The organism is uncultured Cohaesibacter sp., assembly GCF_963556055.3.
GTDB lineage: Bacteria > Pseudomonadota > Alphaproteobacteria > Rhizobiales > Cohaesibacteraceae > Cohaesibacter.
Genome location: NZ_CAUVYE020000002.1, coordinates 32,086 through 54,174, shown reverse-complemented (window position 1 = coordinate 54,174; position 22,089 = coordinate 32,086). Strand labels below are relative to the sequence as shown.

General features: G+C 54.5%; 18 protein-coding genes and 1 riboswitch. Of the genes, 14 read left to right on the top strand and 4 right to left on the bottom strand.

Annotation, left to right across the window (positions count from 1 at the left end; translation table 11 throughout):
* Positions 1 to 29: 29 nt before the first annotated feature.
* From ACHZB8_RS00360 to ACHZB8_RS00350, 3 genes are read right to left on the bottom strand one after another with little or no spacing between them, the layout of a single operon-like run.
* A complete protein-coding gene (locus ACHZB8_RS00360) occupies positions 30 to 1,172 on the bottom strand; it encodes a uroporphyrinogen decarboxylase family protein (protein ID WP_316857911.1) in 1,143 nt (380 codons plus the stop codon).
* A gap of 1 nt (position 1,173) precedes the next feature.
* Positions 1,174 to 1,803 (bottom strand): cobalamin-dependent protein, encoded by a 630-nt coding sequence (locus ACHZB8_RS00355; protein WP_316857910.1) that lies wholly within the window; start codon positions 1,801 to 1,803, stop codon positions 1,174 to 1,176.
* 4 nt (positions 1,804 to 1,807) lie between these two features.
* A complete protein-coding gene (locus tag ACHZB8_RS00350) occupies positions 1,808 to 3,172 on the bottom strand; it encodes an MFS transporter (protein WP_316857909.1) in 1,365 nt (454 codons plus the stop codon).
* Between the two features lie 422 nt (positions 3,173 to 3,594).
* A riboswitch (cobalamin riboswitch) is annotated at positions 3,595 to 3,816 on the top strand.
* Between the two features lie 204 nt (positions 3,817 to 4,020).
* Between ACHZB8_RS00350 and ACHZB8_RS00345 the strand changes: the two genes are divergently transcribed.
* The 11 genes from ACHZB8_RS00345 (at position 4,021) to ACHZB8_RS00295 (ending at position 18,143) form a co-directional block, all read left to right on the top strand.
* The gene (locus ACHZB8_RS00345; protein WP_316857908.1) at positions 4,021 to 4,773 is read left to right on the top strand and encodes a TetR/AcrR family transcriptional regulator; all 753 of its coding nucleotides are present in this window, start codon (positions 4,021 to 4,023) and stop codon (positions 4,771 to 4,773) included.
* A complete protein-coding gene (locus ACHZB8_RS00340; protein WP_316857906.1) occupies positions 4,766 to 4,948 on the top strand; it encodes a hypothetical protein in 183 nt (60 codons plus the stop codon). The genes ACHZB8_RS00345 and ACHZB8_RS00340 overlap by 8 nt, the downstream gene beginning before the upstream one ends.
* Positions 4,949 to 5,559: 611 nt before the next feature.
* The gene (locus ACHZB8_RS00335; protein ID WP_316857904.1) at positions 5,560 to 6,588 is read left to right on the top strand and encodes an ABC transporter permease; all 1,029 of its coding nucleotides are present in this window, start codon (positions 5,560 to 5,562) and stop codon (positions 6,586 to 6,588) included.
* Positions 6,588 to 7,460 carry an ABC transporter permease gene (locus tag ACHZB8_RS00330; protein WP_316857902.1) on the top strand — a complete coding sequence of 291 codons (873 nt, stop codon included), beginning with the start codon at positions 6,588 to 6,590 and terminating at the stop codon, positions 7,458 to 7,460. Before ACHZB8_RS00335 ends, ACHZB8_RS00330 begins: the two co-directional genes overlap by 1 nt.
* A 3-nt stretch (positions 7,461 to 7,463) precedes the next feature.
* Positions 7,464 to 9,149, top strand: a complete 1,686-nt coding sequence (locus ACHZB8_RS00325) for an ABC transporter ATP-binding protein (RefSeq protein ID WP_316857901.1) — start codon at positions 7,464 to 7,466, stop codon at positions 9,147 to 9,149.
* Between the two features lie 21 nt (positions 9,150 to 9,170).
* Positions 9,171 to 10,733, top strand: a complete 1,563-nt coding sequence (locus ACHZB8_RS00320; RefSeq protein WP_316857979.1) for a hydantoinase/oxoprolinase family protein — start codon at positions 9,171 to 9,173, stop codon at positions 10,731 to 10,733.
* A complete protein-coding gene (locus tag ACHZB8_RS00315) occupies positions 10,723 to 11,853 on the top strand; it encodes a DUF917 domain-containing protein (protein ID WP_316857899.1) in 1,131 nt (376 codons plus the stop codon). Before ACHZB8_RS00320 ends, ACHZB8_RS00315 begins: the two co-directional genes overlap by 11 nt.
* Positions 11,850 to 12,935 (top strand): DUF917 domain-containing protein, encoded by a 1,086-nt coding sequence (locus ACHZB8_RS00310; protein ID WP_316857898.1) that lies wholly within the window; start codon positions 11,850 to 11,852, stop codon positions 12,933 to 12,935. The genes ACHZB8_RS00315 and ACHZB8_RS00310 overlap by 4 nt, the downstream gene beginning before the upstream one ends.
* 46 nt (positions 12,936 to 12,981) lie before the next feature.
* Positions 12,982 to 14,556 (top strand): ABC transporter substrate-binding protein, encoded by a 1,575-nt coding sequence (locus ACHZB8_RS00305; protein WP_316857897.1) that lies wholly within the window; start codon positions 12,982 to 12,984, stop codon positions 14,554 to 14,556.
* A 134-nt stretch (positions 14,557 to 14,690) separates the two neighbouring features.
* Positions 14,691 to 17,102: a response regulator transcription factor gene (locus ACHZB8_RS00300; RefSeq protein WP_316857896.1), complete on the top strand. Its 2,412-nt coding sequence runs from the start codon at positions 14,691 to 14,693 to the stop codon at positions 17,100 to 17,102.
* A 72-nt stretch (positions 17,103 to 17,174) separates the two neighbouring features.
* Positions 17,175 to 18,143: a nitroreductase family protein gene (locus ACHZB8_RS00295; protein WP_316857894.1), complete on the top strand. Its 969-nt coding sequence runs from the start codon at positions 17,175 to 17,177 to the stop codon at positions 18,141 to 18,143.
* Positions 18,144 to 18,191: 48 nt separating this feature from the next.
* Here ACHZB8_RS00295 and ACHZB8_RS00290 read toward each other — a convergent pair whose 3' ends face one another.
* Positions 18,192 to 19,385 (bottom strand): LysR family transcriptional regulator, encoded by a 1,194-nt coding sequence (locus ACHZB8_RS00290; protein WP_316857892.1) that lies wholly within the window; start codon positions 19,383 to 19,385, stop codon positions 18,192 to 18,194.
* Between the two features lie 230 nt (positions 19,386 to 19,615).
* Here ACHZB8_RS00290 and ACHZB8_RS00285 point away from each other — a divergent pair, with 230 nt between their 5' ends.
* Genes ACHZB8_RS00285 through ACHZB8_RS00275 form a run of 3 tightly spaced genes read left to right on the top strand, consistent with a single transcriptional unit; the run spans position 19,616 to position 22,069 of the window.
* Positions 19,616 to 20,350 (top strand): PIG-L deacetylase family protein, encoded by a 735-nt coding sequence (locus tag ACHZB8_RS00285; protein WP_316857891.1) that lies wholly within the window; start codon positions 19,616 to 19,618, stop codon positions 20,348 to 20,350.
* Positions 20,350 to 21,021, top strand: coding sequence for a 4-carboxy-4-hydroxy-2-oxoadipate aldolase/oxaloacetate decarboxylase (locus tag ACHZB8_RS00280; protein WP_316857889.1), 672 nt, complete (start codon positions 20,350 to 20,352; stop codon positions 21,019 to 21,021). Before ACHZB8_RS00285 ends, ACHZB8_RS00280 begins: the two co-directional genes overlap by 1 nt.
* Positions 21,014 to 22,069 (top strand): 4-oxalomesaconate tautomerase, encoded by a 1,056-nt coding sequence (locus ACHZB8_RS00275; protein ID WP_316857888.1) that lies wholly within the window; start codon positions 21,014 to 21,016, stop codon positions 22,067 to 22,069. The genes ACHZB8_RS00280 and ACHZB8_RS00275 overlap by 8 nt, the downstream gene beginning before the upstream one ends.
* The last annotated feature ends 20 nt before the right edge of the window (positions 22,070 to 22,089 follow it).

The following is a 22,089-nucleotide window of genomic DNA, read 5'->3' as shown; positions in this document are numbered from 1 at the left end:
GCCGAGGCATCCAAAAGCGCCCCTGGGGTTTAGGCGCAGCCGAATTCATGGGTGGCAAGAACCAAAGCTTCCACATTGGCCAAAGGCGTGTTGTAAGGCATGTCGCAACCGGTATTCATGATCAATCCGGTTTTGCCGAGATCCTTGATGAGATCTCTCACATAGGCGCGCACTTCCTCTGGCGTTCCGGCGGCCAGAATGGAGGATGGCACATCACCGAGCACCGGCATGTGATCGCCCAGAATGTCACGAGCCCGTCTCAGGTCCGTTGAACCGTCCGTTGAAAGCACGCAGCCTTTGCCGGGCAATTCGAGGAAACGCTCGACATCACGATCCCAGTTGGAGTCGAAGTGAAGGATGCAGCGTACATCTGCTGCAACCAGTTTCTCTATCAGCTCCACATAATAGGGCCAGACAAACCGATTCCAGATTTTCGGCGATACCATGTTGCTGGCAGCGCGCCAGCCGCCGACCCAGACCCCCTTGATGCCGCAAGCCTGACTTGCGCCGATGGCCAGATTGGTCCAGAAATCCATGCCAAGCTTGAGAACTTCGTCAACCTTGTCCGGCATTTTGTAGCAGTCGCGGAAGAATTTACCCATCGAACGACCACCGCAAACCGTTTCAAACGGAATTTCGGTTACCGCTCCACAAAGTGGCTCGAACCCTCTTGAGCGGTACCGTTCGCCAAGGGTCGGGACATTCTTCTCCATCCATTCGGCATGAATGGCGATAAGCTCAGGATTGTGAATCTTCGGGCGAATGACTTCGACATAGGCATCCCAGCCATTTTCGATGATGAAGTCATAGTCTTCCGGCTTCATGACTTCTTCTTCATGCACCTGCCAAAGCTCATTCTCGGGCAATTCGAACCCCGGAACGTCAACCCTGGCCCACCACTGCTCGGTCAGAAGACATGGAAAACAACCCGCCTGAGACGTGTTGATACCGTCAATCTCGGCAATTGCGTTAAGATCGTCCAGCGTATCGAGCGAAGCATTGAGCGCGTCATCAGGCTTGCTACAGAAATCTGCCAGCGTCAAGCCTTTGGACACCGGAGCATATCCCGGGCCCGAAAAGAGGAAGGGAACCCGATCCACTTTTTCGAAGGCGAGGGCTTTCTCGATGCGGTCCTGGCGTTCTTTCAGAAGCTCTTCATTTGTCTTTGTCATTTTATGCTACCCATTCTTGTGCAAGGCGGACGGCTTTCTGTGCGTCCGGTGAGTAGGCGTCTGCCCCTACGATGCGTCTTACATTCTCATCGACAGGCCCGCCTCCGATCATGACTTTCACGCTCTCTCTCATTCCGTTCTGAGCGAGCAGATCGATCGTTTCCTTCATGGAATCAAAGGCCAGTGTCAAAAGGCCAGACATGCCAATGATGTGAGCGCCGGTTTCCCTGATGCTGTCGATGAAGGATTGGGGAGGGACATCAACGCCAAGATCGACAACCGTGAAGTTGGACGCCTTGAGCATGTTGACGACGATATCCTTGCCGATATTGTGCACGTCGCCCTTGACGGTGCCCATGATGACGGTGCCTTTGGTTTCGCCACCACCGGCCGCGAGCAGAGGAGTGAGAATTTCCGCGATGGCGGTGAAAACTTCGCCAGACATCATGAGGTCGGAAACGAAATATTCTTCTTCCTCGAACAGTTCGCCCACCCGTTCCATGGCTGCCTGGCACACGCCCAGCAGATCACTTGGGGGGACATCTTCGTCAAGGCATTGTTTTACAAGCTCAACCGCTTCATCTTCATCTAGCTCGACAATGGCGTCCTTGAGCTGGTCAAGTTTGTCCATCTTTCTACTCCTTGATTGCCGCCCATTGATAAGGGTCAGGCTTGTCACTCGGTTTTGGGGAAATGGCAGGCCCTGATTGCCGGGCCTGCACACGTGATTCAGCTTTTCTTTCGGTCAGGATAGCCGGCGCCTCGACAAGCTGCTTGCGGACTTTGCGCGGTGCGGTTTCCTTGACCAGAAGTGACATGACAAGGCCGACGGCCAGACCGCAGATCGAGACATAGAACATGTATTGAATGCCGTAAGTGTGCGCGATCATGCCGGCCATGATTGGAACGAGACCGCCACCAATGAACTCGCCGATGCCAACGGTCACGCCGGTAGAAGCACCCATCAACGAGGCGGGCACCGACTCGTTGGCGATTGGGCCGGTTGAAAGCCCGATCAGTCCCTGACTGAAGAAGAAATTCAGGAACAGAATGCAAAACAGGAAGAGGGCATTTGCAGGCGCGTTGATCAGAACAAAAACGGTAATGAGGCAGCAAACCCCACCCAGCAGCGCGGTTGTCTTGCGCCCCAGATAGTCCGAAATTGCAGGCACTGCGAAGGCACCGGCTGCCGCGCCCAGTCCCAGACCTGACAGAGCGAAGCCCATTTCGACCATTTCAAGATGCAAATAGTCGGTCAGGTAGTTTGCGATCAGGGCAGAAATCGTGATTTCGCAGGCGAGCCAACCCAGAACCATGAAAAGGTTGATCCAGACATTGCGATATTTGAAAACGTCGCTGGATTTGTGGTCGCTGGTATCGGACGAGGTTGTGTGTTCAGCTGCCTTTTTCGCCGGAATTTCCCGGATGACCTTGAGCATGAAAAGCGCAATCAGCAGGCCTGGAATGGTGACGATGGCAAAGACCCAGCGCCAGCTAACGCCATTGCTCATCAGCCAAACCACGAAGATCGGCCCGAGAGCCATACCGAACAGAGGCATCATGGCTTGCTGCAAGCCGAAATTTCGACCTTGCCGTTCGGGCTTGGTGGCGAAAATCGTTGCGACGATCGATGAAGGCGTATAGGCGCCTTCGGTCACCCCGATCAATGCGCGGATCAGGACAAGTCCCAGAAGGCCGGTTGCGACACCGCTGAAACCGGCGGCAATCGAAAAGGCAATCAAGGAAGGGATAAGAACTTTTCTCAGGCCGAACTTGTCGACCAGACCACCTGAGAAGAAGGACGAAGCCCCCCATGCAAGGCTCAATGTACCGGTGATGATCCCGATATCACCGTAGCTGAGCCCCAATTCTTTCTGCATGGCAGGAAAGATGGCCATGATCATGAACCGGTCGATACCAACCAGCCCGAAGCCAAGAGACAGAAGCAACACCGCTTTCCACTCATAGCTTACATCCCATTTCTGATTTGAATCAGTCACTTTTTCACTCCCTGAATAAGCGGGTACCTCCGGCACTGTTGCCATTCCTCCGAGGACACGCCCTTGCCGCACTTGACGTTGTTGAAAAGGTTGAGCCGTGCGACAGGAGCTTCCCCGATGAGGAGATGCTAAAGTTGAGTATGAAACACAATTGATCTCCATTCAAAAGTGATTAAACACCAAAAATGATGAGCTATCATCTTTGACAAATTGTCGCAGTCTGGACATCGAGCTGGAAAACGCGAAATGTGAGAGCGTGAAAAAACGAGCGTTCAATAATCAGAAGGAGTTGGAGGGATCTGAAAAACATAAGAAATTCATGATGATACAAGTGTATCGCAATATGAACGCGGGGAATCGGGACGTTTGATTGACGAACGAATCTGATGAAATATCGATATTGACAAGGCGGGGGAAAATTCTAATATTAGAAAAAGTGAAGTGCCAATGGACGATTAGCATTGGCTAAGAGGGAATCCGGGTTCAACCCATCAGGGGTGAGTAGCCGGAACTGCCCCCGCAACTGTACGTGTGAAGTTCGAAGACATTAAAACCACGAGTGCTACTCAGATAAAGCATTGGGAAGGTCGTCTTGGGATGAGGAAGCACCAGTCAGGAAACCTGCTTCACTGGAATAGCTGATCGAGAGCGGGAGGCTCGCATGATTGTGCTTCACACTGTGTTTCGCCTAAATTTGTGGCGCATGCATGATGGTGGTATTTTCAGTGTCTGCAACCCTTTGCATGCGTCATGCAACAAGGGCTTTCGATATCAAGCTGACTATCTGATTGGGAAGGGCGTGGCTCTTGTTGCTCTGCCCCGTAACGTCATACAATTCGAGAGAGGCAATGAAAAAACGCAATTCAGCCCTTGCAAGAGTGCCCACAGTCGAGATTGATAGCAAGATGGAAGCAGGCGAGCCCACAGCTGTTGGCCGGGTCCAGCGTCGTCAGAAAAAGACCCGTATACGATTGCTCAAGGCCGGATATGGTCTGATCACAGAGAAGGGCATCGACGAAACCACCATCATGGAGATAACCGACGCTGCTGACGTCGGGTTCGGCACCTTCTACAATTATTTCTCGTCCAAAGACGATATCGCAATGCAGATTCTCGATTGCGTTGTCCACGCTCTGGGGGTCCGGTCTGATGCGGTGAACGAGGCCAATGATGTTGACGATCCGGTCCTGACCATTGCCAACTCGGTGCGCTTGACTGCTCATGCCATGATGGATGATCCGATGTGGAAATCGTGGCTCAAGAGAACCGATCTGATGGTTCAGCGAATGCGCGATGTCTTCAAACCCTTTGGTATCCGCGATATGCAGCGCGCAGTTGATGCGGGCATGTATCATATTCCGAACGACAATCTGGAATCGGCTTGGAGTCTCCATATCTGGTTGCTGACGGGCAAGATAACGGACATTGCCCATGGCTATTGCTTGCCTGAATCGGAAATGCAGATGTGTGAGTCGATCATGCGCATGATGGGCGTTGACAAGGCGAAGGCGCGCGCTGTTTCGATCGTTCCGCTGCCGGATGCCCCGCCGCTTAGAATCGATTTCTCCTATGTGCATGAAACTGAAAAGGGTGATGAATAATCACCCTGTGGCCGAATTTGCATCGGTCGGTGATGTCGGAGCAAGCCTTGCCGGGGTCTCCAGCATGAGGGTGCTTCCAGGCCCCGGCGGTTGTCGCGACGGCCTGATTACGCAATGCGCGTCATTTCCCGCGCTTGTAGGCGAACGCCTTGGTTGCACCACCCATGTCGGGTAGTAAAGTGCCAACACTGCCGCGAGATATTACTGGATCAGTCCGCTACCGTTGTTGCTGGGAAGGGCTTATGCAAAGAGCGCTTTCGATCAGAGTGCGATTTCGGCTCGGAAACGGTTGCTTCTGAAATGGACGACCTATTCGACGCTTCAAGTCTGGATCGCCCATGGCGGTCCTTTTTTCTTTGAGCCCATTGCATTGGGCTTTCTGCAAATCCTGCTTCTTGCCGTTTGTGGATATCCAATATCTTCAAACGCTCCCAGTCTGGCTATGGTTTTAAAGATCCGGTCTCTTCCTTGATCCTGTTTCCACACATTGGATCTCTTTCGGACGTGCCGGTCGCCGAGCCGGTTTCTTTCCCTCATGTGCTTCGATCGGGGTCTCACGCTTCGGCAAATGCTCACTCAGACGAGATGGTATTTCTTACAAAACCTAGACTGAATTGATAAAAACCTATCCTCATTTGATCTTGAGAGGGCTTTTTATTTCAGCTTGACTAAACAGCATAACCAAAATCGGCTGATGCAACGGCCGCTCCTTCCATAACAAACCGGCGTCTCCCTGGTGTTGTATCCGCTCAGGGAGGCAAGGGTGACACTTGAGGAATGCTGCTTATGTCCGGAAGCTTTCTGGAAGCTTTCTTGAAGCGAGTCTTCGGCTTCATTCTCGTGCTTCTCGTGCTCTCGGTGGTGATCTTTATCCTTGCGCGCGTTGTGCCGGGAGATCCGGCGCGTATTGCGCTTGGTCCCAGCGCCAGCCAGGCCCAGGTCGATGCAATGCGCCAGTCGATGGGGCTTGATGACCCGCTGATTGTCCAGTATCTGAGCTATATGGGAAAAGCCGTGACAGGAGACCTCGGCAAATCGCTGCTCTCTGGCAAACAGGTCTCGGAAGATGTTCTGACATTCCTGCCGGCAACGGTCGAGCTGGTCATCGTCACGGTTCTGTTCATGTTCGGGGTGGCGGTGCCCCTGGGCGTCATGACCGCCAAGCACCGCAATAGCTGGATCGACAATGTCGGGCGCATCGTCTCGCTTGCCGGGGTCACGGTCCCCAGCTTCGTTGTCGCAATCCTGCTTCAGATTTTCGTTGCCAATTTCGTCGACAACTGGCCCATCCTCGGGCGCGTCGATTTCCAGTTGGGTAGCCTTGATGGTCCCACGGGGTTTTTGCTGATTGATTCAATTCTTGCGGGCAGGGGTGACATTTTTCTCAGCGCCTGCCAGCATCTGGTTCTGCCCGCCTTCTCTCTGGCGCTCGCCAGCATCGGGCAGATCACCCGTATCACCCGCTCGACCATGATTGAAAATCAGCGCCGCGACCATGTCCTGACCCTGCGCTCCTTTGGTGTGCCCAGTAATGTGATCGTGTTCCGTTATCTCTTCAAACTGTCATCCATCGCGCCACTGACCATCATGGGGCTCGAATTTGCCTCGCTGATCGGCAATGCCTTCGTGATCGAAATGCTCTTTTCCTGGGGTGGTTTCGCTTCCTATGGCCTCAACGCCATCATGCAGAAAGATATCAATGCGGTCATGGCGGTCGTGCTTATCTCCGGCATCTTTTTCATCGTGGCCAACCTTGTCATCGATATTTTGCTTGCCCTCATCGATCCACGCGTCAGTGCCAAGGAGGCTCGATAATGTCTGTCATCGGATCTGACGAAAAAGTCCTCTCTTCGCGCTACATGCAGTGGTATCGCTTTTCTCGAAACCCGGCGGCTCTGATTGGTGCGGTGATTGTCCTCTCGGTTCTTCTGGCCGCCCTGTTCGCCCCCTACATCGTGCCGCATCCGGATCATGCAGGTGCCGTGGTCGATTTCCGCAGTCGTCATGCAGCACCCGATATGGCTCACTGGTTCGGGGCTGACAAGGTTGGGCGAGATATCTTCTCGCGTACAATCTTCGGCTTCCGCATCTCGCTTCTGCTGGTCTTCGGCGTGCTTGGCATCTCTGTGCCGCTGGGTGCGACCCTTGGCATGCTTGCCGGTTATTTCGGTGGCTGGACCGAGCGCATTGTCTCGGGGCTCACCAACGTCATGCTGGCCATTCCGCCATTGGTGATGGCACTGGCGATCGGCAACGTTCTTGAGCCAAACCTTGTCAACGCCATGTTCGCCATCACACTGATCTGGTGGACATGGCACGCCCGGCTTGTCTATCGCGTCAGCAAATCCATCTCTGCCGAGGACTATATTGAAGCGGCCCGCATGGCCGGGGCCAGCAATTTCCATGTGCTGACGCGGGAAATCCTGCCCAACTGCATCGCGGTCATTTCCGTCAAGACAACGCTCGACGCTGCCTTTGTCATTCTGTTCGGTGCCACATTGTCCTTCCTTGGTCTGGGCGTAAAGCCCCCCATTCCGGATCTTGGCTCGATGGTCGCGGACGGGCGTCAGTTCCTGCCGGAAAAATGGTGGGAGGTGCTCGCTCCGGGCTTTGCGATCTTCTATGCCACGCTCGGTTTCAACCTGCTTGGCGATGGCCTGCGCGACATGTTCGATGTGGAGGCCTGACCGATGACACATCCCTTATTGCAAATCTTCGATCTGAACGTGTCTTTCTCAAGCTACGGTCGCAGCACCCACGTTCTCAAGGATGTCTCGCTCAAGATCGAAAAGGGCGAGCGAGTGGCTCTAATCGGAGAAACCGGGTCGGGCAAGTCCGTCACCTCCAAGAGCATTCTTGGAACCCTGCCGGACAATGCCAGAATTGACAGTGGCAGCATTCGGTTCGACGGGCAGGAACTGTTCGCCATGAATGACAAGGAAAGAGAGGCGCTCAAGGGCACCGCCTTTTCCATCATCATGCAGGATCCTCTCAGCTCCTTCAATCCGGTGTTCAGGATCGGCAGGCATCTTGATGACGTGATGTATTTTGCCGACAAGCGAAGTGGCGTCAAATCCTCCGCCAAACAGCGCATGGCCCGCATTTCAGATGTCCTCAGACAAGTTCAGCTCGAGAATCCGGAGCGGATTTGCGCCGCTTATCCGTTCCAGCTTTCCGGTGGCATGCGCCAAAGGGTATTGATTGCCCTGGCGCTGTTGCATCGGCCAACCCTGCTGATCGCGGATGAGCCGGGCACGGCGCTTGATGTGACGACACAAAGCGAGATTCTCAAGCTCATCAATCAACTGGTTGATGAGGAGGGGCTTTCCCTCTTGATGATCACCCATAATCTGGGTGTCGTCAGACAGACCGCCGACCGTGTCTATGTCATGCGTCACGGCGAGATCGTGGAACACGGGCCGTTCAGGGAGATATTCGAAAACCCCCGGAAGGATTATACCAAGGGACTGATCGAAGCGATCCCGCCTCTTTACGGTGACGGCGTTGTTGATCAGCCGGTCGCCGAAACGAGGCCGATCATCAAGCTCGAGAAGGTCTCAAAGAGTTTCGAGGTGAAATCCGGATTCTTCGGCAAAAAAGCCGGGTATCCTGCGGTCAAGGAAACAACCCTGAATATTGCCGAGGGTGAAATCTTCGGGCTTGCGGGAGAAAGCGGATCTGGCAAGACAACGCTTGCCCGCACGATCATGGGGCTTCTGGGGCCGACCACGGGCCGGATCACGGTTGCCACCCATCAACATGGGGAAGGCGAGAAAGTCACTCCGCTGAGGGAATTGACACAGATCGTCTACCAGAATCCGGGTACCTCGCTCAATCCGAAAAGAACGGTTTCAGAGACATTGTCTGTTCCGCTCCATTTCGTGAAACTGCCCAAGAGCGAGCATCGGACGCGCATGGTTTCCCTGCTTGATCAGGTCAATCTGCCAGAAAGCTACCTCTCCAAATATCCTCATGAATTGTCGGGCGGGCAGAAGCAACGCGTTGCCATTGCCCGCGCCCTTGCTGCCAATCCGCGCATTCTGGTGCTGGATGAGCCAACATCGGCGCTTGATGTTTCGGTCCAGAAGGATGTCGTGGCTCTGCTGCAACGGCTTCGCGAAGAACTGGGCCTGACCTATCTGTTCATCTCGCACGATTTGTCCCTGATGCGCAATTTCTGCTCGCATATCGCGATCATGCTCAAGGGAGAAATTGTCGAGCAAGGCACCCCTGCGGAAGTGTTTTCCAATCCGCAACACCCCTATACCCGCGCACTGATCGCCGCCATTCCGGTGATGAGCGACGCCGAGGAAGAACAAAAACCTAAAGTCAGCGAAGAAGAGCGCCAACAATTTCTTGTTCAGGCCAGGAGCTGATGAAACTGAATGGAGCACGACGTGTATCGTTTGGGCATTGATGTAGGCGGCACGAATACCGATGCCGTAATCATGGAAGAGAACAAGGTTCTTTCCGGTATCAAGGCGGCCACCACCGAAGATGTGACTTCCGGTGTGATCGAGGCCATGGAAGGGGCAATTGCCAAGGCGGGAATTGACCGCGAGAAAATTGCCAATGTGATGATCGGGACCACCCATTTCACGAATGCGGTCATTGAGCGCAAGCATATCAACCATGTTGCGGCGATCCGCCTGGGCCTGCCGGCAACCGAATGCCTGCCACCCATGGTCGACTGGCCAACAGATTTGCGCGATGCTGTCGGGCACAACAGCTATCTCGTCCGAGGCGGCTATGAGTTTGATGGCCGTCCGATTGCCCCGCTGGACGAAGACGAACTGGTTCGCATCGCCTCGGACATCAAGACCAAAGGTGTCAAGGCTGTTGCGATCACCTCGGTCTTTTCCCCGATCAACCAGGAAATGGAGCTGAAAGCGCGCGATATCATCGCGGAACAATGCGGTGATATTCCCGTGGTTCTTTCCAGTGATATCGGCCGTATCGGCATTCTGGAGCGCGAGAGCGCGGCCATCATGAATGCCAGCCTTCTGGAGCTTAGCGCCAGAACGGTCAAGGCCTTCGGTGATGCCCTCAAGCAGGCTGGCATCACCTGTCCGTTTTATATCACCCAGAATGACGGCACCCTGATGAGCGCCGATATGGTCAGCAAATTCCCTGTTCTGACCTTTGCCTCTGGCCCGACCAACTCGATGCGCGGTGCTGCATTCCTGACCGGCTGCAAGGAAGCCATCGTGGTCGATATCGGCGGGACAACAACCGATGTCGGTGCGCTGCATCTGGGCTTTCCGCGTCAGGCAGCCACCATCGTCGATGTGGGCGGTGTGCGCACCAACTTCCGCATGCCCGATGTTTTCTCCATCGGTCTTGGCGGCGGCTCGCTGATCAAGCAGGCACGGGATGGCAAGGTCACCGTCGGTCCCCAGTCAGTCGGCTATCGCATAACCAGGGAAGCCAAGGTCTTTGGCGGTGAAACCTTGACCACGACGGATATCGCGGTTTCGCTTGGCAAGGCGGACATCGGTGACGCGGCCAAAGTGACCGGTGTTGACGCCGATCTCGCCAAGGCTGCTGACGAAGAAATCTATCTCATGCTCGAACGGGCCGTGGAGCGTAGCCGTATTTCGCCAGAGCCTATTCCGGTGATTGCTGTGGGGGGCGGATCGATCCTGATGCCCGATGCGCTTGGCGAGTTGGACGTCATTCGTCCTGAGAATTTCGCTGTCGCCAACGCCGTCGGGGCGGCTATCGCCCAGATTTCCGGTGAAGTGGACCGGGTCTTCTCTCTCGAAGGTGGTCTGACCCGAGAAGCCTGTCTTGCACAAGCCGAGGAAGAAGCCACTCAGAATGCCATCAAGGCCGGAGCCAAGGCCGATACCATCGAGGTGATCGAGCGCGAAGATGTGCCGCTCGCTTATCTGCCGGGCAACGCTACCCGCATCCATGTCAAGGTCGTGGGCGAAATGGGAGGTTCCCATGGCGAATGAAGCCCGTCAATATGATGAGAACGGCTTCTGGTTGCTCACCGAAGAAGATCTCGACGCGCTTGAAGTTGGCGCAGCAATCTATGGAACGGGCGGCGGCGGAAACGCCTATCTTGGCAAGTTGCGTGCGCGGGAAGTCCTGCGCGCCGGCTATCCTTTGAAGATTCAGGCGCTGGACACGCTCAAGGATGATGACCGCGTGATCTCGATTGGCGGGATCGGGGCGCCTGTTGTCGCCTATGAGCGCATCCGGGAAGGCCGTGAAGGCGTGCGCACAATCCGTGCGCTTGAAGAGCGCCTCGGTGTCACCATGGACGCGGTTGCCTGCGAGGAAATAGGCGGGTCGAACTCCATGGAACCGCTTATCGACGCCGCCTTGATCGGGTTGCCCGTGGTGGATGGTGATGGCATGGGCCGTGCCTTTCCCGAAATGCAAATGACCACATGGGCCATCTATGGCCATCGCTCGACGCCGAGTGCAATGTGCGACCCCCACGGCAATATCGTCATTTTCGAACATGCGATCAGCGAGCTCTGGCATGAAAGAATGGCGCGGGCCTGTGTGGTTGCACAAGGTGGAGCCTCAACCCTGGCATCGGCTCCGATGTCCGGTGCATTCGTGAAAAAGGTCGCCATTCCAAACAGCTACACAAGGGCGATTGCGCTAGGGCATGCGGTTTTGGATGCGCAAAGAAACCATGACGATCCGATTGCGAAAATTCTGCAAATGGAAGGGGGCAAGCGCCTCTTCACCGGCAAGATCAACGATCTCAAACGTCACCTGATGGGCGGTTTTGTGCGCGGTGAAGCCCTTCTGTCCGGCCTGGACAGTCATCGGGGTGAAGAGGCTTCCATCCTCATTCAGAACGAAAATCTCATTTTCAAACGCAATGGTGAAATCGAGGCCGTGGTGCCCGATCTCATTATTGTCCTCGACATAGATACTGGCACGGCCATTTCAACCGAAATGCTCCGTTACGGACAACGCGTCGCAATTCTGGCGCTTCCGTGCCATCCGTTGCTGCGCACGCCCGAAGCGCTCGAGGTGATCGGCCCCAAAGCCTTTGGCTTTGACGATGTCACTTATCGTCCGCTCGCACATACTCAAGGAGAGGCACAATGACAGAGCGCATCATAACCGCACAGGACATGGACACGATTGCGCTTGGTGGTGCCTTTCTTGGAACCGGCGGCGGCGGTGATCCCTATATCGGCAAACTGATGGCCAAGGCGGCCATCGAGAAATATGGCCCCGTGAAGGTCATCTCGGCGGACAGCGTTGCCGACGATGCCCTGTGCACGCCGGTCTTCATGATGGGCGCTCCGACCGTCATGCTGGAAAAGCTGCCGCAGGGAGAGGAAGCCATCGCAGCCCTGCGCAGCCTTGAAGCCTATATGGGCCGCAGTGTCGATGCCGTCATGTGCGTCGAGGCTGGGGGCTTGAACTCGACCATTCCGTTTGCCGTTGCAGCTGCAACGGGGTTGCCTCTGATTGATGGCGACGGTATGGGCCGCGCCTTCCCGGAACTGCAAATGGTCTGCTTCACCATCGCAGGTGTACAGGCCACGCCAATGGTTTTGGCCGATGACAAGGCGAATTCGGTTGTTCTGAATGCGATCTCGAACCGCTGGACCGAACGGCTGGCCCGCGCCTCGACCATCGAAATGGGCGGTGCGGCACTGGGTGCGGGCTATCCCATGACCGGCGAGCAGATGAAACGCGGAACCTTGCACGACACGCTCGGCCTCATTCAGCAGATCGGCCGGACGATTGAAAGCGAACGCGTAGCCAATCGCAACCCCAGCCCGGTTCTGGTCGAGCAGTTTGGCGGTCGCAAGCTTTTCACCGGTCGCGTGATGGATATCGAACGGGCAACCGTTGGCGGCTTTGCGCGTGGCAAGGCCGTCATCAAGGGGCTCGACAAGGATGCTGGCAGCAGCTTCACGGTGGAGTTCCAGAACGAGTTTCTCGTTGCCAAGACGGGCGAGGGCAAAGTGCTGGCCACAACACCGGACCTGATATGCGCTCTTGATGCCGATGGTGGCCTGCCTGTGACGACAGAGCAGATCCGTTATGGCCTCGCCATCGATTTTCTCGGGCTGCCCTGCAATCCGAAATGGAGAACACCTGCCGGTCTCGAACTCGTCGGGCCGGGCTACTTTGGCTACGACCACGACTATGTGCCGGTCGAAGCAATTTCCTGAATATAAAAAAAGCCAAACAAACCAAGTCACCAATGGAGAATTTCTAATGAAAAAGTCAATCCTTGCCGCAGGTCTTGCGGTTTTGGCGCTGTCCTCCGCAATGACCTCGTCTGCCGTTGCCGAAGACAAAGTTTCGATTGTTGCCAATGCGACGCAGATTTTCGGTACCATCGATCCTGCGAAAATCAACGACTATACCGAATATATGGCTGCGGTGAACTATTATGATGGCCTCACCACCGTGACGCCGGAAGGCACCATCGCGCCTCAGCTTGCCGAAAGCTGGACCGTCTCTGACGACAACAAGACCTATACCTTCAAGCTCAAGGCTGGCGCGACCTTCCAGGATGGCTCGCCGGTTGAGGCAAAAGACGTCGTCTATTCGTTGAAACGCCTGCTGGCGCTCAACAATGGTCCGGCCTATCTCTTCAAGGATCTGGTCTCCCCCGAAGGCATCACCGCAGTGGATGCGGCAACCGTGGAAGTCAAGCTCAACAAGGTCTATAGCCCGTTTTTGACCATTACCCCGCTTGTTCTCGTCGTCAACGAGGATCTGGTTGAGGACGAAGACAAAAGCGAATGGGCCGAGGATTATCTTGGTCAGAAACCGGCAGGTGCAGGCCCATACGCCATGAAAAGCTGGTCGCGCGGATCCGAAATGATCATGGAACGCTATGAAGGCTATCATGGCGGCTGGACCAAAGGCACGCCGATTGACGAGGTTCGCTTTGTCATCACCAGCGATGAGGCAACCGTCAAGGCGCTCGCTCAGAAAGGCGAGCTGGGCATGTCTGCCTACGGGCACAGCAACGAGACATTTGACGCCATTTCCAAGATGAAAGGCTATAAAATCGTCAGCACGCCGACCGCAACGGGCTTCAATATCAAGCTGAACAGCCAGAAAGCTCCGACCGATGACATCCATGTGCGCAAGGCCATCGCATTGGCAACCGACTATGCCACCATTCGCGACGTCATTTTCCCGAGCACGGAAATGAAAGGACCTCTGGCTCCGGTCTTCTCTGAAGCTTACCTCGATACGCTGGAATCGCAGAAATATGACCTTGAGGCAGCAAAGGCGGAATTGGCAAAATCCAAATATGCCGGACAGCCGATCAAGATCAATCTGTCCTATGTTGCAGGTCTTGGCTTTGAAGAGGAAATCGCACTGCTGCTTCAATCGACGCTGCCAACCATCGGTATCGAAGTTGAACTTCAGCCCGAACCCTGGAACCGGATCACCGAATTGGCATCAAGCGTGGAAACCACACCGAACGCCACACAGGTCATTTACGGCCCGACCTACCCGTCTCCGGACAGCGTTTTCTATGTTCAGTTCCACTCCGCTGCCAAGGGCACATGGGCATCCATGGAATGGCTGCTGGATGATGATCTGGACGCTCTGATCTCGAAAGCGCGTGAAAGCACCGACGTTGCCGAGCAGAATACGCTCTACAAGGAAATTCAGCAGAATCTGGTTGACCGTCAGAGCGACGTCTATATCGGCATTCAGGAAAAACGCATGGCAACAAGCGTTTGCTTGCAAGGTTACAAGCTCATCCCGATGCAGAGTTGGGACTATGACTTCTCCACCTTCTGGTGGGATTGCAGCGCCAAATAGGCTCAAAAAAACCAGCAACAAAAAGAAAGATGGCCCATTTGGCCATCTTTCCCCTTACCATCGCGTTCAAACCTGCGTTACACATGGATATCTCACACAGGATCAGTACAGGCTCGGGTTTGGAACTGTCTGCAATGATTTCACGAAGCCGCCTCATCACTCAGATTTTAAACGCAAAACAGAGGCTTTGCGTTGTGTCCGCCTTTGCCGGCACCGGCAAGTCCGTTCTGCTCAGCCAGATTGCCGATCAGCTTGATGTTCCGATCCTTCATTGCGCGTTCAATGATATCTGGAGCCGGAAAAGCGATCTGCTGCTTTGGGATTTGCCACATGACCCGGATCTTTCACTCGATATTGACCCCATCCTTCAGTGGCTTGAAGGCGATAAGGCACGGCGGGCCATCATTGCTACCCGACCCGGGTCACGGCTGCGCGGGATCAACCGGGCGCTGCTCTATGACAAGGCCATGCGCTTGAGCGCAGATCAGCTCTTTTTCGATGAAACCGACTTGAGACGTGTCTACCCGCCCAATGAGGCCAAAGACATCTTCATCCAAACGGCCGGATGGCCCTGCTTCATCGGGAAGAAGAACGGCCAGCTACCGGGCATGGCCAGTCTGATCGATTTTTTCCGGAACCATTTGCTCAAGGATTTGAGTGACAAGGCTGTCGCCTTGCTCAATGCGGCCATTTTGCAGGATGGCCCCCTTCCGAGCCCGGACGACGACCCGGAACTGGAAGATCTCGTTCAGCAGATTGCACCTCTGGTCACGCTTCAGAACGGGCAGATTACCCTTTCTGTCAGCGCGAGCACCATGAAGGTGCCTCTTGTCAAGGCAACGGCAAAGAGACGCGCCAAACTGAGCGGCAACACCGCCATCGAATGGGCGGAAATTGAACGCAGAACCGGTCGACCAGACACCGCGATTCTGACTTTGCAGCAGGCAGGATTGCATGACGTCGCCTATGACTGGTTTGTCCAGGCCAACAGTTTCATGCTTGTCCAATATGTCGGGCTTGATCGATTCGCTGCCGTTCTGAATGGCTTTCCGCAAGACAATGAGCGCATTCAGGACAAGGAATTGCTGGTTGCCGCCAAGGCCATGCATGCCCTCAAGACCGGCAACATAGAACGCGCCCAGCTTGTTCTCGAGCGCGGTCTTGGTCCGGTCGCAAACAATCTTTCAAGGGTATTTTCTCCCAACTCGCAATTCAGCCTGATCTTTCGGGTTTTTCGCCTGACGATGGTGATCTATGAGGAAACGATCATTTCCGAAAAGACGATGAGCCATGTCTTTGAGTTGCTCGCCGAACTTCCCCTCGATAGCCACCTTTATCGTGGCGCTTTCTTCAACTCGATATTGGAATACTACCTGCGCAACAGGCGTCTTCTCGATGCGCAAAGCGCCGCCAGTCAGGCGCTCTATCACTATCAGCTCGCCAGGATTCCAATTCTGTGTTTCTACATTTTCTTCTTTCAGACGGTTCTGGCGCTCACCGGAGGAAATCTGAGATCGGCACGACAATATGTAAAACAAACGCAGGATCAGTTTTCCAAAGTGCCGTTCGAGAGCCCATCCGACTCTCGGATATTCGATATTCTGAAGGCCTGTGTCGATTACGAGGATGGCCGAATCGAGCCGCTGGCGAAGTTTCTTTCAGACGATTTCGACTATTTCATTGCAGGTGAAATCTGGCCCAGTCTGGCTGATTTTGCGCTGAAATATGGCAGCGAGGCGTTATGCTCGCATTATTCGGTTTCGGCTGCGCGAAACTATCTGGATCGGTGGCGCGCCGACCATTCGGCAAGCCGCAGATTTTACACGATCCTCGAAGTCCTTGAAGCAACAATTTTGCAAAATGGAAACCGTTGGGAAGAAGCCGCAGAGCGTCTGATGGCTTTGCAGTCACGTGTCAACAAGACCTGGGTAGAGGCGGCGGAGCCGGATTTGACGCGCCTGTCAGATGGTGATGAAATCGCCTTGACGATCGCATGGATGCGCCAACTGGTCCATGAAGTGCCAACCCGAAAGATGTTGCTGGATCAGCTGGCGGCTCTCAATGCAAACCAGCGCGTGACCTATCGTCAGAAAATCTCCATCATCATTTGGCAGGCAAGCGTTGCCAAACGTCAGCGGGACATGACCAAGGCAAGAACGGCACTGGTGCGGGCCTTTGAAGAAGTGGGGCGACTGGGATGCATCGCTGTTCTCATCGAGGAGAAGGTCTTTCTGGATGATCTGCTGGCTGACAAGCGTCTGGTTGAGTTTGTGCAATCCTCCCCGGTTGCCAATGCCGTATTCCGGCACCTGAAGGAAATCAGCCTGCCGGGCACACAATCCCTCAATCTTTCCAACCTGACCCGCAGGGAAAGCAATATCCTGCTGATGATCGCCGAAGGGCGATCCAACAAGGCTGTTGCCCGCAATCTGGGGATCAGTGAAGCGACGGTAAAATTCCACCTCTCCAATCTATACAGAAAACTTGGTTGCTCGCGCCGCAAGGAAGCGATTGCCACAGCGCATTCCCTTGGCTGGATCAGCTAGCTGTCAAATCAAAATGTCTTCAAATACGAAAAGCAATCAATAGCAAAAAGAACTCTCCAGAAAGCAATGCACATGAACCAGTCTCCCGAACACACCCCGCTTTTTGAAAATTTCCTTTATGATCATGAGCGCTTCGCAAAGCATAGTTTTATCGGGGGCAGCAAGACCCGCGATCACAAGGCCGCCCTGATCAGAATTCTGACCCATGCCCTTGAATGCGGTACTGTTTTACCAGATGTGCGCCTTGGCTATGGCAAGGAAAAACTGGCGTCTCTGGCGTCAAAACTGCAAGTCTATATTGCCGATTTTGGCTATGATGAAGAGGTGCATTGGGCCATCAATGTCATCGAGGCCTATATTGCCTTTCACAAGCAGAAGAGCCATCCGGTTCCCGATATCGAGGCACTTCTCGATAGCCTCAAAGCAAATCTTCCCGAGACGGTGGAAGGCTCTATCGGAGGCGGTGAGGATACCACCGCCAGCGCCGTTCAGGACGCGGTCGATTTCGACTTTCGCAAATTCCTGCTCAACCGGCATAGTGTCCGCCAGTATCAGCCACGTGCTCTTGATGAGGCGACGATCCGTCGTATTGCGGCGAATGCCCAGCAATGCCCGAGTGTTTGCAACCGCCAGATCAACAAGCTTTATGCCTTTACCGACAGGACCGTGATCAAGGAACTGCTCACCTATCATCGCGGCAATGAAGGCTTCGAGCAGGATATCCATACGCTTTTCATCGTGACATCCAACTTGGAGCAGCTGAACATGATCGGCGAGCGGTATCAGGGATGGATCGATGGTGGCATTTTCGCAATGACCCTTGCCTTGTCCATCCATGCCGAAGGGCTCGGCGCCTGTTTCCTGAACTGGAGTGTCGAGAAGGAGCGCGATATGGCCTTGCGCGCAAAGGTGGGCATACCGGATAACGAGCTGGTGATCACCTTCATGTCGGCGGGATACTTGAAAGAAGAATTTCGCGTGCCAAAATCACCGAGAAAACCGCTCGAAACCATATTGTCGATCAATCCGGCAATCCGGTAGACAGGCTGGTGCCGGTCGCGATGACCGGGCTCTGCCAGAAGGTCATCGCTAGGATTGGCTGTGACTGATCGTACCGAGAAGCTGGAGAAATCTCTGCTGGGGCAGGCTTGGATGCCAGCCCTTGCGCTGTGCATAGCCAATAGAGCGGGCGCTGTGAGAGAGCGGGTAATCAATCCTGGCAAGCTGGCGACTGTTTAGCTCATATTGTGCCTGCAATTTGGAAACAGTGCCCAGCCTGTCGCTTTTTTGCAGCATTCCGCGCAAGACGCTGAAAGAACCGGTTTCAATTGGACATTGCAAATTGGCTGGCCTGTCCAGCGACTTGTAGAACTGGTCGAAATATAGGCGCGACGGCGAGCCCTTCCGCGGCATGATCCAGGGATAAGCCGCCAGATCCAGCTTGTTGACCTGCTGAAGACGTGTGAGGGGATGCCCCTCTCTTGCAAGTATGATCAGGGAATCGTCAAATAATGGAACCTGCTCGAAATCTTCGGCCCGCTCGTCCCTTCGCAACGCCCCGATGATATAGTCGATCTCGCCGCGCCTCATCTGGTTGGACATGCTCGAATAGATGCCATCGACAACCACGACCGTCACATGGGGAAACTCCTGTGAAAAGGCAAGAACAGCCTCTGGCAGAATGGAAGATTGCACAAGCGGCAGAGCTCCCACGGTGAAGCTCTCTTCATAGTGGCCCTTCCAGCCATTAAGGTCATGGAAGGCTTGCCTGAATTCGCGCAATGCCAATTTGGTCAATGTGTAGAAGCGCTCGCCTTCGCTATTGCGCCGAACATTGCCGGGCCGTGTCTCTGCTAGGTCGATTCCAAGAAGTGCCTCAAGAGATCGAAAGGCCCGTTGCACCGTGGCAAGGCTGAGGTCCAGAGATTGGGATGCCCCTTTGAAACTTCCCTCTTCCACCGCCGCATGAAAGCAATCCAGCTGGCTTGATGAGATCTGGCGATAAAGATTGGGATTGGCTTTTACCTTCTGTTCGGCACATTGCCAGACAGCCAGTTTCAGATGTGACATTCCACTTGCAACACGTCTGAAAAGGACTTCGCCCGCTTCGGTTGGAACCATACCTTTCTTGCGAAGAAAAAGGCCCACTCCAAGCTCATTTTCCAGCTTGCCAAGGCTTTGCGTTAGGGCCGGTTGGGAAAGGTGTATTTGTATGCTTGCTTTGGTGACACTGCCAAATTGGCAAACGCCTTCAAAGGCATGAAGCGATCTGAGTGATGGCATGATATGCTACTATATTATAATATGGCTCATGCAGTATGCTATAAAAACCAATATATTTTCAATAGGTTAATTTAAATAGTTAGGTCAATAAGCCTGACATAGTAACTATTGATTTCATAAAATGAATAATCTCTGATTTCCCGACCCTTCTTTGAATTGGCATTTGATGCCCGTGCGAACGATACTTTGTCCAACCAAACAGGTTTGCCAATGGCATTTTGGAGGAAAACATGACTGACAAGAAAACGGCTCTGGTGATCAGTGCGCACTCGGCCGATTTCGTATGGCGTTGCGGTGGAGCCATCGCTCTTCATGCTCAGAAAGGTTATGACGTTCATGTCGTATGCCTGTCCTACGGAGAGCGAGGAGAAAGTGCCAAGCTTTGGAAGCTTGATGGCATGACCTTGGAGACGGTCAAAACGGAGCGTCGCAAGGAAGCGGAAAGCGCTGCCAAGGCTCTGGATGTCGCAAATATCGAGTTTTTTGACTTGGGAGACTATCCGCTTGAGCTTGACCGGGATGCGAAATACCGTCTCGTGGACGTCATTCGCAAGGTTCAACCGAGCTTCATGATGAGCCATTCCCGCTTTGACCCCTACAATACGGATCACATGTATGCCACTCAGGTGGCGCTTGAGGCCCGCATGATCGCTCAGGCCTGGGGGCACAATCCCGGCGAGAAGATTCTGGGGGCTCCCCAGCTCTATCTGTTCGAGCCACACCAGACCGAGCGTATGGGATGGAAGCCGGATGTTTTCCTTGATATTTCCCCTGTCTGGGAGAAGAAGAAAGCCGCCATCGAATGCATGCGTGGGCAGGAACATCTCTGGCACTACTACACCAATGTTGCAGAAAATCGCGGCAATCATTTCCGTCGCAATTCCGGTGGCATGGCAGGTGGTCGCGCAGCAACCCATGCTGAAGGGTTCGAATCTGTTTTCCCTCGCACGGTGGATGAATTGTAATGGCTGTTGTTGTTCAGAAATTTGACCGCACTCCCCTGCAACAGGTGGATCAACTGGCCCAATTCGGGGTCGCAACCGTGCATGAAGCGCAAGGGCGCACCGGCCTTCTCAAAAGCTACATGCGTCCGATCTATCCGGGTGCCCGCATTGCCGGCAATGCCGTGACCATTTCGATCCCGCCCGCTGACAACTGGATGATTCATGTGGTCGTCGAACAATGCCGGGAAGGGGACATACTGGTTGTCTCTCCCACATCGCTGTGCGACGCGGGGTATTTTGGTGAACTGTTTGCCACCGCTCTCAAATTGCGTGGTGTCCGCGGGCTTGTGATTGAAGCCGGTGTCCGCGATCTGCGCGAACTGAAAGAAATGGATTTCCCCGTCTGGTCGCGGTTTGTCTCTGCACAAGGCACCGTCAAGGAAACCCTTGGCGACATCAATGTCCCCATTGTTTGCGCAGGTCAGATGATCCGACCGGGCGATGTCATCATTGCCGATGACGATGGTGTCTGCGTGGTGCCGCAGAAAACGGTCGGTAGCGTCATCGAAGCCTCCAAGGCTCGTGAAGAGAAAGAAGCGCGCAACCGGGCGAAATTCCAGAAGGGTGAAGTTGGTCTCGATGTCTATAACATGCGCGAAAAACTTGCCGCCAAGGGGCTGAAATATGTCTAGCGGCACCCGATGCATGTGGATGCGTGGCGGAACCTCAAAGGGGGGATTCTTCCTCGCCGAGGATTTGCCACAGGAGATCGAAGCGCGCGACGCCATGCTGTTGCGGGTTATGGGGTCTCCTGATCTGCGCCAGATTGACGGGATGGGAGGGGCCGATCCGCTGACGTCAAAAGTTGCCGTGATCCGTCCATCCCGGCGGGAAGGGATCGATGTCGACTATCTGTTTCTCCAGGTCTTCGTCGACCGTCCCGTTGTCTCGGATAGCCAGAATTGCGGAAACATGCTGGCGGGCGTCGGTCCTTTTGCGATTGAACGTGGTCTGGTCGAGGCGCGTGACGGCGAGACCAGTGTTTCGGTCTATATGCAGAATACCGGTCAGGTCGCAGAACTCCGGGTCCAGACGCCGAACAGGACCGTGACCTATGAGGGAGAGGCGCAGATTGACGGAGTGCCCGGCACTGCCGCGGCGATCCCGCTCACATTTAAGGACACGGAAGGTGCAACTTGTGGCGCGTTGCTGCCGACCGGCAATGCTGTAGATCAGATAGACGGCGTAAAGGTCACCATGATTGATAATGGTATGCCCGTCGTCATCATCGCCGCATCTGAGATGGGCATCACCGGATATGAAGATCGTGCCGAGCTGGACGCAAATGATGCTCTCAAGACAAGGCTGGAGAGCATTCGCCTACAGGCAGGCAAGTTGATGAATCTGGGTGATGTCAGTGACAAGTCCGTTCCGAAAATGAGTTTGGTCGCTTCCGCTGTGAATGGTGGATGCATTTGCACGCGAACCTTCATTCCCCATCGATGCCATGCATCGATCGGCGTTTTGGGGGCCGTGAGCGTGGCAACCGCGTGCGCTCTGGAAGAAGGCCCCGCACGGGAACTGGCGAATTTGCCAGAGGGAGACTGCAAGATACTCAAAATTGAGCATCCCTCCGGCGATACGGCAACAGTGCTTGATTTCGATGATCAGGGACTCGTTGTCAAATCTGCCTTGCTGAGAACGGCAAGAAAGCTTTTTGACGGTACGGTCTATTCCTGATCGCCGTTTTATCTTAACCG

Bases quoted from the DNA above. Each gene is read 5' to 3' on its own strand.
- ACHZB8_RS00315 (WP_316857899.1), top strand. From the start codon at position 10,723: ATGGCGAATGAAGCCCGTCAATATGATGAGAACGGCTTCTGGTTGCTC.
- ACHZB8_RS00295 (WP_316857894.1), top strand. From the start codon at position 17,175: ATGAACCAGTCTCCCGAACACACCCCGCTTTTTGAAAATTTCCTTTAT.
- ACHZB8_RS00300 (WP_316857896.1), top strand. From the start codon at position 14,691: ATGATTTCACGAAGCCGCCTCATCACTCAGATTTTAAACGCAAAACAG.
- ACHZB8_RS00345 (WP_316857908.1), top strand. From the start codon at position 4,021: ATGAAAAAACGCAATTCAGCCCTTGCAAGAGTGCCCACAGTCGAGATT.
- ACHZB8_RS00290 (WP_316857892.1), bottom strand. From the start codon at position 19,385: ATGCCATCACTCAGATCGCTTCATGCCTTTGAAGGCGTTTGCCAATTT.
- ACHZB8_RS00360 (WP_316857911.1), bottom strand. From the start codon at position 1,172: ATGACAAAGACAAATGAAGAGCTTCTGAAAGAACGCCAGGACCGCATC.
- ACHZB8_RS00275 (WP_316857888.1), top strand. From the start codon at position 21,014: ATGTCTAGCGGCACCCGATGCATGTGGATGCGTGGCGGAACCTCAAAG.
- ACHZB8_RS00340 (WP_316857906.1), top strand. From the start codon at position 4,766: ATGAATAATCACCCTGTGGCCGAATTTGCATCGGTCGGTGATGTCGGA.
- ACHZB8_RS00285 (WP_316857891.1), top strand. From the start codon at position 19,616: ATGACTGACAAGAAAACGGCTCTGGTGATCAGTGCGCACTCGGCCGAT.
- ACHZB8_RS00310 (WP_316857898.1), top strand. From the start codon at position 11,850: ATGACAGAGCGCATCATAACCGCACAGGACATGGACACGATTGCGCTT.
- ACHZB8_RS00355 (WP_316857910.1), bottom strand. From the start codon at position 1,803: ATGGACAAACTTGACCAGCTCAAGGACGCCATTGTCGAGCTAGATGAA.
- ACHZB8_RS00330 (WP_316857902.1), top strand. From the start codon at position 6,588: ATGTCTGTCATCGGATCTGACGAAAAAGTCCTCTCTTCGCGCTACATG.
- ACHZB8_RS00335 (WP_316857904.1), top strand. From the start codon at position 5,560: ATGTCCGGAAGCTTTCTGGAAGCTTTCTTGAAGCGAGTCTTCGGCTTC.
- ACHZB8_RS00325 (WP_316857901.1), top strand. From the start codon at position 7,464: ATGACACATCCCTTATTGCAAATCTTCGATCTGAACGTGTCTTTCTCA.
- ACHZB8_RS00280 (WP_316857889.1), top strand. From the start codon at position 20,350: ATGGCTGTTGTTGTTCAGAAATTTGACCGCACTCCCCTGCAACAGGTG.
- ACHZB8_RS00305 (WP_316857897.1), top strand. From the start codon at position 12,982: ATGAAAAAGTCAATCCTTGCCGCAGGTCTTGCGGTTTTGGCGCTGTCC.